This window comes from Mesorhizobium qingshengii, assembly GCF_027563465.1.
Taxonomy (GTDB): Bacteria; Pseudomonadota; Alphaproteobacteria; order Rhizobiales; family Rhizobiaceae; genus Mesorhizobium; species Mesorhizobium qingshengii_A.
In genome coordinates, this window is record NZ_JAPFQA010000024.1 from 1 (window position 1) to 12,307 (window position 12,307).

A 12,307-nucleotide genomic window follows, 5' to 3' on the forward strand; every position below is an offset into this window, starting at 1 on the left:
CGTCATCGACACGATGAAGGAAAAGGGCATCCGCGACGACTATGTCGTGCTGGTCGGCGGCGCGCCTCTCAACGAGGAATTCGGCAAGGCCGTCGGCGCCGATGCCTATTGCCGCGACGCCGCGGTGGCGGTCGAGACCGCCAAGGACTACATGAAGCGCAAGCACAACGTGCGCGCTTGAGCACACCAGTTCGATCCAGGTTCGCGGCCGAGAGTGCCCTAATGCACGGGGATGGCAAGATGGCCAGAATCGCTTGGCTCGAAGGGGGCTGAGGTCCGTATGCGTATCGAGTCGATCAAAGTCTATCAAATGCTTCTGCCTGTCAAAGGCGGTGCCTACCGGATGGCTAGCGATACAGTGCAGGCTCTGGACAGCACGCTCGTTGAAGTGACCACCGAGGACGGGCTGTCAGGCTGGGGTGAGACTTGCCCGGTCGGCCCTGTCTATCAGCCCCAACACGCTCTGGGCGCGAGAGCGGCAATTGCTGAAATAGCGCCTGGGCTCGTTGGTGAGGACACTGCGTCCATGCGGCGCCTCGCGAAAAGAATGGACGAGCGGTTGAACGGTCACAACTATGCCAAGGCGGCCTTGGACATAGCTCTCCTCGATCTCACCGGCCAGCGGCTGGGCATTCCGGTTTCAACACTTCTGGGCGGTGCGCTCACCGATCGTGTTCCCTCTTACTACTCCACTATTGTCGGTGCGCCGGACGAGACCGCGCGTGTTGCCGTCGACAAGGTCAAGGCCGGATACCCACGGCTCCAGATCAAGATAGGCGGACGGGATCTCGAACAAGACGTCGCCACCGTGCACAAGGTATGGGAAGCGGTTGGCTTCAAGGCCCGGATAGCCGTCGATGCCAATCGTGGCCTCACCGCCGCGGCGGCGCTGCACATCGACCGACTTTGCCAGGGAATCCCGTTCGTATTCGAACAGCCTTGCAACACCATGGAGGAAGTCGCGAGCCTCAAGGGACGCGTTACCCACCCGGTCTACCTCGACGAGAACACCGAGGATTTGAATGCCGTCCTGCGGGCAGTGTCTTCAGGTATCGCGGACGGATTCGGATTAAAGGTGACACGCCTTGGCGGCCTTACCAATATGGTCACGGTCCGCGACCTGTGTGCGATACGATCTCTTCCGCACAGCTGCGACGATGCCTGGGGTGGGGACGTCATCGCCGCGGCATGCGTGCACCTGGCCGCTACCGTCGAGCCGAGACGCTTTGAGGGCACCTGGATAGCGCAGGAATACATCGAAGGTCATACCGATCCCGTAAATCCCATCGTCATCGAAAACGGGCATATACGCGTCCCCCAGATGCCAGGGCTTGGTGTCAAACCTGAGCGCTCCCGGCTCAAAGCGCCGGTCGCGATTTTCGGAGGTTGAGGATCCTGTGACGTTCGCGGCGATTGTATCTGGCCAGTATCGTCGGCAATTGCGAACCTCCAGAACATCTGGCGGGGCATCCAAGGCTGGCGCCCCGGGACTTCATGAGCCGCAAAAAAGCCGATATGCAGGATGCGTGGTATTGATAGCCTCAAGCCATCAAAAGCCGGAGATTCTGCATGAGACTGACAGTGCTCGTTGCCGTCCTTTCGACAGCCTTGCCGGCGGCCGCCTTCGCCGGCCCGGCGTCCGACGCCGTGAAGTTCTTCTATGTGCCGGCCGTCAAGTTCGAGGCAGACGAACAATACCGGGATCGGTTCACCGAGCCGGTGACGAAACTGTTCGACCTGAACGACCAGGCAACGAAAAAGCACCCGGACGAGGTCGCCTGCATCGATTTCGATCCGGGTCTCGACGCCCAGGATTTCGATCAGAAATCGGTATCGAAAACCCTGAAATTGTCCGAGAAGCAAGATGGTGACAACGCCGAGGTTACAGCGTCCTTCAGCCTTTTTTCGGAAGGCGATGACTCCAAACGTGAGATGGTCTGGTCGCTCAAGAAGATCGACGGCAAGTGGAAGGTATCGGACATCGCCTCAAAGACCAGCGACTGGAAGCTCAGCGCGCTGGAATGCATCGCCGGCCAGACACCGGAGTGATGCGATGGTTCGTCGCCCGCTCCTGGCACTGTCGGCCATGTGCCTGCTGGCGGCGGGTTTGAGCGGCGCCGCTGCCCAGGGACTGTTTGGCGCGCCGCCCGCAAACGCCCCCGCCGACACCGCGCCGGGCGACGGTGGGGCGCCGCCCGCAAATGCACCCGGCGGCGCGGCGGAACCGGCAACGCCGCCGGTTGCATGGCCGCCCAGCGGGCCGCCCGCGCCCATCCAGCCGGGATCGCCGACGGCGGTGGTGCGGCCATTTTACGATCAGGTCGGCCTGGAGATCGATCCGGCGCAGCGCGGTCATTTCGTCGATCCGGCGAGAACCGTTCTCGACAAGAGCGATGCCTTGCGCAAATCCGGGCAGGGCGAGTGTCTCGACCCCAACATGGCGCTGGACAATGCGGACTACGACAAGGCCGAGATCGACAAGAGCCTGAAGACGCTCGAGGCGATCAATGGCGATCAGGCCAAGGTCATCGTCGCCTTCGTCGTCGCCGGCAACCCGCACCGCCTTGAATGGAAATTCAAGAAGATCGATGGCGAATGGAAGATATCGGACCTGCTGTCGGTGACCGGCGAATGGGCGCTCAGCCAATATCAGTGCGAATAGGCAGCGAAATGAAAATCACCAATATTCGCGTCACTCATGTCAATGTGCCTCTCGACGCGCCGTTCTGGTGGACGGCTGGTCTGTATGGCGGCGCCTCGAAATCGATCATCGAGGTTGAGACCGATCAGGGCGTGGTCGGGCTGGGCGAGGCGCCATGGTGGCATTTCGGCGAGGTGATAAAGGCCGAGATCGCGCCGGCGCTGATCGGCGCCGATCCGCTCGACATAGCCGACTGCGAGGCACGCTGCGTGCCGCCTTGGCAGATCACCGCCAACACGGGGGAAAACGCTGCCTCCGTCGCTTTCGGCTCGGTGGAACTGGCCCTGTGGGACATCAGGGGCAAGGTCTTCGGCATGCCGCTCCACAAGCTGCTAGGCGGCGCGGTGCGCAAGGATATTCCGTTTTCGGAATATTTCGCCTTTCGCCCCGAGCAGGACGGGGCAGGCGGCCAGATGACCCCGGAAGCGATCGTCGACTATTGCCTGAGGATGCGCGAGGAGCACGGCTCGACCATTTTCGAGGGCAAGCTGATCATGGGCGATCCGCAGCTGGAGATCAGGACGGTGCGCATGCTGCGCGAGGCGCTCGGCGAAAAGGCGCAGATCAAGCTCGATTCCAACATGCAATGGTCGCTGACCACGGCGCGCTGGGTGCTGCGCGAGATCGAGCCCTTCAACATTCGCAACTATGAGGATCCGGTCGCCACCTTCGAGGAGATGGCGGCGCTGCGCCAGCACTCGCGCATCCCGTTCTCAACCCACATTCCGGACCTCAGGCGCGCCGTCGCGCTCGGCGCGCCTGACTACTTCGTGTGCAATTTCGCGGCGCTCGGCGGCTTGTCGAGAACGCTGAAATTCGTCGCCGCCTGCGAGGCGATGGGCAAGGGGTTCTGGTGTTATTCGAACGATCTCGGCATCATGACCGCGGCCTACCTGCATGTCGTGGCCGCAACGCCCTGGATCACCGAAGCGTCGCAATCGCTGTTTGCCTGGCAGGTCGGCGATGTCATCAAGGATGGTCCGTTCCGACAGACCGATAATATGGTGCGCGTGCCGGAAGGCCATGGACTGGGCGTCGAACTCGATCCGGCGGCGATGAAACGCTGGGCCGGTCACTTCGCCGAGCATGGGCCGATGGGGCATTTCAGCGATCCGAACAATCCTGGCCGCTACCGCCGGCTGCCGCTCAACTGATGCCGCCCGTCGCTCGCAGAAACCGCCGCTCAGCCGCGCCCGCGATAGGGCGCGACGCCGGTGTCCGGCAGCCAGGCCCCTTCGGGCGGCGCGCCGGTCTGCCAGAACACATCGATCGGAATGCCGCCGCGCGGAAACCAGTAGCCGCCGATGCGCAACCACAGCGGCTTGGTGGCCGCCACGATGCGGCGCCCGATCATGACCGTGCACTCCTCGTGGAAGGCGCCATGGTTGCGAAACGAGGTCATGAACAGTTTCAGCGACTTCGATTCCACCAGAGCCGCATCGGGTGCGTAGTCGATGACGATATGGGCGAAATCCGGCTGGCCGGTGACCGGGCAGAGCGAAGTGAATTCCGGACAGGTGAAGCGCACGATGGCCGGCGGACCGTCGCCGCGCGAAAACGGAACGGTCTCCAGGACCGCCTGATCGGGGTTCTGTGGCGTCTCGACGTGCGCGCCGAGCTGGGTAAGGTCCTTGGTGATGGTCATGGGCGGTGGCCTCTTTCAATTTTGCCGCTCATTAGCATCGGATCGAAAGGTGCGCAGCGGTTTTCGGACAGATCCGATGCAGAAATTACGAGCTGGAGCAGCGCGCGCTGCTTCAGCACAATTTGAAACAGCAGGAAAACGATGACCAGCAACGATCCGCTCCTCCAGCCCTACCAGCTCAAGCATCTGACGCTGAAGAACCGGGTGATGTCGACCAGCCACGAGCCGGCCTATTCGGAAGACGGCATGCCGAAGGAGCGCTACCGCCTCTACCATGCCGAAAAGGCCAAGGGCGGCATGGCACTGACCATGACCGCCGGCTCGGCGATCGTCTCGCGCGACAGTCCGGCCGCCTTCGGCAATCTGCATGTCTATGACGACAGGATCGTGCCGTGGCTTACCGAACTCGCCGATGCCTGTCATGAACATGACTGCAAGGTGATGATCCAGATCACCCATCTCGGCCGCCGCACCGGGTGGAACAAGGCCGACTGGCTGCCGGTGCTCTCGGCCTCGCCGGTGCGCGAGCCGGCGCATCGCGCTTTCCCGAAGACCATTGAGGACTGGGACATCGAACGCATTGTCGCCGACTATGCTTCGGCTGCCCAGCGCTGCCAGGCAGCCGGCCTGGACGGCATCGAGTTCGAGGCCTACGGCCATCTGATCGATGGCTTCTGGTCGCCGGCAACCAACCATCGCGATGATGAGTTCGGCGGCTCGCTCGATAACCGCCTGCGTTTCACCAACATGGTGCTCGATGCCGTGCGGGCGGCTGTCAGCGACAAATTCGTCGTTGGCATCCGCATGGTCGCCGACGAGGATTTCGAGAAGGGCCTGTCGAAGGAAGAGGGCGTCGAGATCGCCAGGCGGCTCGCCAACTCCGGCAAGGTCGATTTCCTCAACATCATCCGCGGCTCGATCGAGAGCGACGCGGCGCTGACCAAGGTCATCCCGGTGGCCGGCATGCGCTCTTCGCCACATCTCGATTTCGCCGGCGAGGTGAGGGCGGCGACAAAGTTCCCGACCTTCCATGCGGCACGGATTTCCGATGTCGCCACAGCACGCCATGCCATAGCCACCGGCAAACTCGACATGGTCGGCATGACCCGCGCCCACATCGCCGATCCGCACATCATCCGCAAAGTCATGGAAGGCCGCGAGCACGAGATCCGGCCTTGTGTCGGCGCCACCTATTGTCTCGACCGCATCTATGAGGGCGGCGAGGCGCTCTGCATCCACAATGCGGCGACTGGCCGCGAGGCCGATATTCCGCACATCATCGCCAAGACCGAGGGACCGAGAAGAAAGGTCATCGTCGTCGGTGCCGGCGCCGGCGGGCTGGAGGCAGCGCGTGTCGCAGCCGAGAGAGGCCATCACGTCACGGTCCTGGAAGCATCGTCACAGGCGGGCGGCCAGGTGCGGTTGGCGACGCAGAACCCGCGCCGCAAGGAATTGATAGGCATCATCGACTGGCGGCTGGCCGAACTCGACCGGCTCGGCGTCGAAATCCGCTATGACACCTGGGCGGAGAAGGACGATGTTCTGGCGCTGGCGCCAGACGTGGTGGTGGTCGCCACCGGTGGCCTGCCGCAGAACCCGCCATTGACGGCTGGCGACAACCTTGTCACCTCGAGCTGGGACATCATGGCCGGCAGCGTCAAACCAGCCGAAAACGTGCTGCTTTATGATGACAATGGCGGCCATCAGGGCATGGGCGCGGCCGAATTGATCGCCAATGCCGGCTCGAAGCTCGAACTCGTTTCGCCGGAGCGCTTCTTCGCTCCCGAAATGGGCGGCATGAACCACGTGCCCTACATGCGCGCCTTCCAGGAGAAGGGCGTCACCATAACCATCAACACGCGGCTGCGCTCGGTGCGGCGCGAAGGCAATCAGCTGATCGCCGAACTGGCTTCGGATTTCGCCGACGGCTGGCGCGGCGAGCGGCGGGTCGACCAGGTGGTGGTCGAGCACGGCACGGCGCCGCTCGACGAGCTCTATCTCGCGCTGAAGCCGCTGTCGAAGAATGGCGGCGCGGTCGACTACGAGCGTCTGGTGAGCGGCGGCGAGATCTTTCCGGCGCGCAACCCGCAAGGCGGCTTCATGCTGTTCAGGATCGGCGACGCGGTCGCCTCGCGCAACATCCATGCCGCCATCTATGACGGCATCAGGTTCGGCTTGCGGATCTGATGCGCGGCTCGTTCAGACCGGCAGGTTGAACGGCGTGATGATCTGGATGTTGGAAGCGCCCGGCGCGACCGGCTTCGGCAATGCGCCCTGCGCCCGCATGATGTGGATGCACGCTGTCCGCATGTCTTGCCTGAGATCGTGATGCAGGACGGCCGAGATCCGTCGGCTTCGCAACAATTCGAGATTGTCGACGTCGAGATCATGTCCGATGAATACCCGGCAGGGCCGTTTCAATTCGGCGAAAGCCTGCGCGATGGACGCGTTTCCACCGCCGATGGAATACACGGCCGCGATGTCGGGATGATTTGTCAGCGCGGTGCTGACCAACTCGCCCGTCGCGCGATCGATGCCGTGCCCTTCGCTGACGTCGACGATCCCAAGGTCGGGAAAGTGTTCGCGCACGGCCCAGCGAAAGCCGATTTCGCGCTCCTCCTCGCCCCGGAACCGGTTGCTGCTCAAGGTGACGAGGACATCGGCGCGTCTTTCGCCGAGCCATGCGCCGATCAGATAGGCAGCCGTTTCGCCGGCGGCGCGGTTGTCGACGCCGACATAGGCCAGCCGGCGGCTGTTTGGCAGATCGGTGACCAGCGTCACGACGGGTATTCCTGACTGAACGATCCGGTCCACCGCGGCGGCTACCTCAGGCACGTCCGGCGCCTTCAGAAAAATGCCGTTGCTGCCGCGACGGGCAATGGCATCAAGCAGCGAGACGGTGTTCGTCGCCGCACGCATTTCGGCAAGGTGGTAGCGCGCCCGGAACACAGCTGGCTGGAGGCTTGGCATTTCGGCTTCCAGCGCCGCGCGCACCGCTTCGGAAAAACGCACCGGAGCCTCCATGACGACATCGAGAATGAACTTACGCCCTGACAAGCCGACCTGGGAGCTTTGCGTTTCCAATTCGCGGATCGCTTGCTCGATCCGGCGGATGGTGTGCTGACGCACGCCGCCGCGCCCATGCAGAACACGGTCGACCGTGGCGATGCTGACGCCGGCCTGCAGGGCGATGTCCTTCACCAGAAATGGATGCGACATTGGCCTGCCTGATCAACCATGAGGTGTTTTTGAGGTGTTCCAGCCGTATGCCTCATCTCAGCCGAAGCTATACTTCCGCCATCCAATTGAAACAAGACCAGGGGAGGATGCCATGAAAGCCGATAATTCCGCCAAGCTCAGATCCGATCGCGTCTGGCTCACCGCCGACATGTGCAGCATCGACGACTTCGCCGCGTTGACGCAACGCACGACAAATCCGGCGGACTATCCGTTTGCGTCCGAAGTTCAGAAAAACGTGCTGATCTACGACGGTGCTTCGGTGCGCGCGGCGGCAGGCGACCCGGCCAGCCGCAAGGCTCTTCTCGCCGAGTGGGTTGAGGCGATGACCGACGGCCCGGGCGTGGTCGTCTTCCGTGGTGCCTTCGAGGATGTGGCTCCGGTCGAGGCCGCGACGAAAGCGTTCAACGCCATTATCGCCGAGAAGCGCGCGGCCGGGGCAGGCGGTGGCGACCATTTTGCCAAGCCCGGCGCCAACGACCGGATATGGAACGCGCTGGAGAAGCTCTGCATGCGCGATCCCACGACCTTTGCCGCCTACTACGGCAATGACCTTGTGGCGCTGATATCGGAAGCATGGCTTGGTCCGGCCTACCAGCTGACGTCCCAAGTGAACAATGTCAGGCCGGGCGGGGCGGCGCAGTCGGCGCACCGGGATTATCACCTCGGCTTCCAGACCGCGTCGGTCATCGAACGCTATCCGGTGCATGTCCATCGGATTTCGCCGGTATTGACGCTACAGGGCGCCGTCGCCCATTGCGACATGCCGGTGGAAAGCGGGCCCACGCTTTACCTGCCCTATTCGCAGACTTATCTCCCGGGCTACCTTGCGATGAACCGCCCGGAGTTCCAGGCCTATTTCGCCGAGCACCATGTTCAGCTGCCGTTGAAGAAGGGTGACGCGGCCTTCTTCAATCCGGCCCTGTTCCATGCCGCCGGCACCAACCGGTCCGCGAACATCCAGCGCATGGCGAACCTGTTGCAGGTGTCGTCGGCCTATGGCCGCGCCATGGAGAGTGTGGATCGGACCCGCATGAGTGCGGTTCTTTATCCCGTTCTGCAGCGCATGCTGGGCGATGGCGGCCTGACCAGGGCGGCGGCTGACAATGCCATAGCGTCTTCGGCGGAGGGGTATTCCTTTCCGACCAACCTGGATCGTGACCCGCCGCTTGGCGGTCTTGCACCGGAAACACAGCAAGCACTTTTCCACCGCGCACTCGATGCAAGATGGGAGCCTGCCGTCTTCCTGGAGGCATTGGAAAAACAGGCACGTAAAAAGCTGACCTGAGAGGCTTCGCCAGCGCAAATCGTATTTTGGTGGCGCGCGGTCGAACTTGCGTACGAGAGCCCGTGTACGTTGGCCTGACCGCGCGCCCGCACGTCATTGGCTCGTTGCCGGATGACGTACTTTTCTGTGAGCTTGTGTCACGTGGTGTGCGTCAGAACATCCTGACGGTGGCCATGCACAGCACCGTGACGACCAGCAGCCATGCAGCAATGCGTTCGCCAATTGCCATTCTGGCGCGCAGCTGTGTTTCGGTTTCCGCATTCGCGCCGGCAAGTCGTCTGCTGGGCGCTCTGACCATCGCGCCGAGTACGCCGGCGGCGGCGAAAGCGGCCAGAATACCAAGCGCCAGCACCATTTCCGTCGAACCGAAATAGGCACCGTGGAAGAAATACCAGAGCAGCGCTCCGGTCAGGAAAACCATGCCGGCCGCGCCCATCTGCGGCTGGATGAAGCGCTCGGCCCGGATATCGGGATCGCGCGCCAGCGTGATTGTGGTGCCGGCCCAGAATACGCCTGCCATGACATGAAGAGCGATAGCGACGATGTAGACATATTGCATGACCGGATTCCTCTTTCGCCCGCCATGCGCGATAGTTAGATATCAAATGATTAGATGTCAATCTATAAACTGAGGCCAGTTCCATCCGCAGGGAACACCGTCTAGTGTCTGACAATGACGCCCTTTGACCGCCCGCCAGTCGGCATGAATCTCGGCCGCACCGCCAAGCTGGTTGCCCAGGCCTTCGACGCCGCCCTGGTCGAAGCTGGCGGTACGTTGCCGGTCTGGCTCACTCTGCTGTCGGTCAAGTCGAGCACGCTAGCCAACCAGCGCGAGCTCGCCGGCATGATCGGTATCCAGGGGGCGACGCTGACCCACCATCTCAACGCGATGGAGGCGCAGGGCCTGCTGACGCGCCGCCGTGATCCTGAAAATCGCCGGGTTCATCTGGTCGAATTGACTGAAGCCGGAGACGCGATGTTCGAGACATTGCGCAAGGCCGCGCTTGTCTTCGATAGGCGATTGCGTACGGGATTGTCCGACGACAGGCTGGCGGAGTTTGCGCAGGTGCTGGCGGCGTTGCGGGCCAATGTCGAAGGATAGGTCGAATTAGGACAACGACATGCACGGAGCGCGTTGCACGAAGCCGTCCAAGCGCGACGCTTTGGGCAGTGCCTACGCTAGGCTTCCTTGCAGCACTGTCAGCTTGGCTTTCTTCGGCATGCGGGCCGTCAGCCATTCCAGCGCCTTGTCCTGCGGCATCGGGAAGGCGATGGAATAGCCCTGCACCTGGTCGCAGCCGATCGCCATCAGCGAATCGAGTTCGGCCTCGGTTTCGGCGCCCTCGGCAACGATCGAGATGCCGAGACCGCGCGCAAGTTCGGTGATGGCGCGCACGATCTTCGAGTTGTCGCCGTTCTCATGGATGTTTTGGACGAAGCGGCGATCGATCTTCAGCCGGTCGATCTCGTTCGGGTTGACATGGCTGAGCGAGGCGTAGCCGGTGCCGAAATCGTCGAGTTCCAGATGGACGCCGGCGGCCCTGATGTGGCGCAGCTTTGCCGCGATGCCTGTCTTCTCGTCGTCGAGAATGACGGATTCGACGATCTCAAGCGACAGTTTCTGTGGCGGCAGTCCGGCCTTTTCCAACGTTTCGAAGAGAAATGAATCGAAATCGTGCTCGCGCAGTTCGGTGCCCGAAACATTGACGGCAAGCCGGCCGAAGGCAATGCCGGCGCGGTTCCATTCGGCGGCTTCGTTGATCGCCTTGCTGATGACGATGCGGCCTATCTCAGGCATGAAGCCGCATTTCTCCGCGACCGGAATGAACTCGCCCGGTGCGATCATGCCGCGTTCGGCATGGTTCCAGCGCACCAGCGCCTCGATGCCGCTGATTGTTCCATCCGTCAGCGAAACCTGCGGCTGGAAATAGACCTGGAAGGCCCGCTCGGAGATGGCGACCTTGATGTCGTGCTCGAGCTGCTTGCGATAGTCCAATTCGCGGCGCAACTCCTCGGAGAAGAACGAGAAGTTGCCGCCACCCATCTTTTTAGCGGAATAGAGCGCCAGATCGGCATGAACCAGCAGATCCTGTGCATTGTCGGCGTCGATCGGATAGACGGCGATGCCGGCGCTGGCGCCAGGCAGGATGGTCGTGCCCTGGAAGGTGATCGGCTCGTTGATCTGCTCCAGGATTCGCCTGGCCAGCATGTTGATGTCTTCGGTGCCGCCTGCGCCGTTCAGAATCATCACGAACTCGTCGCCTCCAAGGCGCGCGCAGAGGTCCGACGCCCGGCAGGAATCGCGCATGCGCTGTGCCGTGACGACCAGCACATAGTCGCCGGCGGCGTGGCCAAGCGTGTCGTTGATCTGCTTGAAGCGGTCGAGGTCGAGCTGGATCACCGCCAGCCGCTCGCGCCGGCGATGCGCGCCCTTGATCAGCGTGTCGAAATGATCCGTGAGGAAGGTGCGGTTGTGCAGCCCGGTCAGCCCGTCATGCACGGCAATGAAGGCCATCGAGTTGCGCGCGTCGACAAGCTCATGCGTCTTGCGCAGGATGGCCTTGGACATCGGCCGGAAGATGAACAGCGCAACCAGCACGATGACGCCGATGGTGGCGAAGAACAGGGTGCGGTGGAGGTCGAGCAGCTGTTCCGAGCGCGCATCGGCATAGGCGCTGATGCGTTGGCCAAGTGCCGCATAGCCCGACAGCGTGGCATTGGCGACGGAGGCGTCGAGATTGACGCGCTCGGCGCCGCCTTTGTAGCCCTCGCCGCTGTTTGCCAGCTTCGATTCGAACGATGAGATCAAGCGTTTGCCATTGGCGATCAGCCCGACCGAGAAGTAATCGAGGTGGAACGGCTTGGCGAAAAGCACATTTTCGATCGACTTGGGATCAAACCGTACCTGCGACATCGGATCGGCGCCCGTCTGGTCGAGCAGGAGATCGTAATTCGTCTCGAATTCGGCGGTAGCTTGCTTGAGCGCGGCAACCAGCGCCAGCTGCTTGTCTGGCGATGCGGCGCCCGTTGCGCCGGCAAGGAAGACGATGCGCTGCGACAGCGCCTTTTGCGTGCTGACGATATTTTGCAACGTCTCATTGCGTTGCTGGGCGGCCATCATCTGCTGCAGCAGGATGAAGGAGGCCATCACCATGGCGGCAATGATCAGCAGCGCCAGCCAGTAGCCGCTCTTGATCAGCAGTATGAGCTTGCGCGAAACGCTATGCACCGGCTGCTGCGACATTTTCGGGGGCGGCCCTCTCGCCAACGGATTCCTGCTGTGAGGACCATTGGCCAGCAAATGTTAACAGGTCCGGAAATGCACAGCCGGCAGGCCGGCGCGAGACTACGAAAGATCGCGAAATGGTTATCGGGTCCTTTCGCGATGCGCCTGCATTTGAGCGGTCATCGACCGTCGCCACTGTCGATGCGTGGC

The 12,307-nt window shown here is 62.3% G+C and carries 12 protein-coding genes and 1 pseudogene; 8 read left to right on the plus strand and 5 right to left on the minus strand.

Annotated features, from left to right (window positions below; genetic code table 11):
• The 5 genes and pseudogenes from OOJ09_RS29175 to OOJ09_RS29195 form a co-directional block, all read left to right on the plus strand.
• Window positions 1–181: pseudogene (locus tag OOJ09_RS29175) on the plus strand (cobalamin-binding protein); the annotation flags it as partial.
• Between the two features lie 99 nt (window positions 182–280).
• A complete protein-coding gene (locus OOJ09_RS29180; RefSeq protein ID WP_269908524.1) occupies window positions 281–1,390 on the plus strand; it encodes a mandelate racemase/muconate lactonizing enzyme family protein in 1,110 nt (369 codons plus the stop codon).
• 179 nt (window positions 1,391–1,569) lie between these two features.
• On the plus strand, window positions 1,570–2,049 hold the full coding sequence (locus OOJ09_RS29185) for a DUF3828 domain-containing protein (RefSeq protein WP_269908525.1): 480 nt from the start codon (window positions 1,570–1,572) through the stop codon (window positions 2,047–2,049).
• A gap of 4 nt (window positions 2,050–2,053) precedes the next feature.
• A complete protein-coding gene (locus OOJ09_RS29190) occupies window positions 2,054–2,662 on the plus strand; it encodes a hypothetical protein (RefSeq protein ID WP_269908526.1) in 609 nt (202 codons plus the stop codon).
• An 8-nt stretch (window positions 2,663–2,670) separates the two neighbouring features.
• Window positions 2,671–3,855 (plus strand): mandelate racemase/muconate lactonizing enzyme family protein, encoded by a 1,185-nt coding sequence (locus OOJ09_RS29195; RefSeq protein WP_269908527.1) that lies wholly within the window; start codon window positions 2,671–2,673, stop codon window positions 3,853–3,855.
• Window positions 3,856–3,884: 29 nt separating this feature from the next.
• Here the strand turns inward: OOJ09_RS29195 and queF are convergent, their stop codons facing one another.
• Window positions 3,885–4,346: a preQ(1) synthase gene (queF, locus tag OOJ09_RS29200; RefSeq protein WP_269908528.1), complete on the minus strand. Its 462-nt coding sequence runs from the start codon at window positions 4,344–4,346 to the stop codon at window positions 3,885–3,887.
• Window positions 4,343–4,498 carry a hypothetical protein gene (locus OOJ09_RS29205; protein WP_269908529.1) on the minus strand — a complete coding sequence of 52 codons (156 nt, stop codon included), beginning with the start codon at window positions 4,496–4,498 and terminating at the stop codon, window positions 4,343–4,345. The genes queF and OOJ09_RS29205 overlap by 4 nt, the downstream gene beginning before the upstream one ends.
• On the opposite strand from OOJ09_RS29205, the gene OOJ09_RS29210 reads away from it, so the two are divergent.
• Window positions 4,488–6,533 (plus strand): NADH:flavin oxidoreductase, encoded by a 2,046-nt coding sequence (locus tag OOJ09_RS29210; RefSeq protein ID WP_269908530.1) that lies wholly within the window; start codon window positions 4,488–4,490, stop codon window positions 6,531–6,533. The genes OOJ09_RS29205 and OOJ09_RS29210 overlap by 11 nt on opposite strands.
• Before the next feature lie 12 nt (window positions 6,534–6,545).
• Here OOJ09_RS29210 and OOJ09_RS29215 read toward each other — a convergent pair whose 3' ends face one another.
• A complete protein-coding gene (locus OOJ09_RS29215; protein WP_269908531.1) occupies window positions 6,546–7,565 on the minus strand; it encodes a LacI family DNA-binding transcriptional regulator in 1,020 nt (339 codons plus the stop codon).
• Window positions 7,566–7,677: 112 nt separating this feature from the next.
• Here OOJ09_RS29215 and OOJ09_RS29220 point away from each other — a divergent pair, with 112 nt between their 5' ends.
• Window positions 7,678–8,871, plus strand: coding sequence for a phytanoyl-CoA dioxygenase family protein (locus OOJ09_RS29220; RefSeq protein WP_269908532.1), 1,194 nt, complete (start codon window positions 7,678–7,680; stop codon window positions 8,869–8,871).
• A 151-nt stretch (window positions 8,872–9,022) separates the two neighbouring features.
• Here the strand turns inward: OOJ09_RS29220 and OOJ09_RS29225 are convergent, their stop codons facing one another.
• A complete protein-coding gene (locus tag OOJ09_RS29225; protein WP_269908533.1) occupies window positions 9,023–9,430 on the minus strand; it encodes a hypothetical protein in 408 nt (135 codons plus the stop codon).
• A 114-nt stretch (window positions 9,431–9,544) separates the two neighbouring features.
• Between OOJ09_RS29225 and OOJ09_RS29230 the strand changes: the two genes are divergently transcribed.
• Entirely contained in the window at window positions 9,545–9,973 is a 429-nt protein-coding gene (locus OOJ09_RS29230) for a MarR family winged helix-turn-helix transcriptional regulator (protein WP_269908534.1), read from the plus strand.
• A gap of 72 nt (window positions 9,974–10,045) precedes the next feature.
• Here OOJ09_RS29230 and OOJ09_RS29235 read toward each other — a convergent pair whose 3' ends face one another.
• Window positions 10,046–12,115, minus strand: a complete 2,070-nt coding sequence (locus OOJ09_RS29235; RefSeq protein WP_269908535.1) for a putative bifunctional diguanylate cyclase/phosphodiesterase — start codon at window positions 12,113–12,115, stop codon at window positions 10,046–10,048.
• Window positions 12,116–12,307 lie beyond the last annotated feature (192 nt).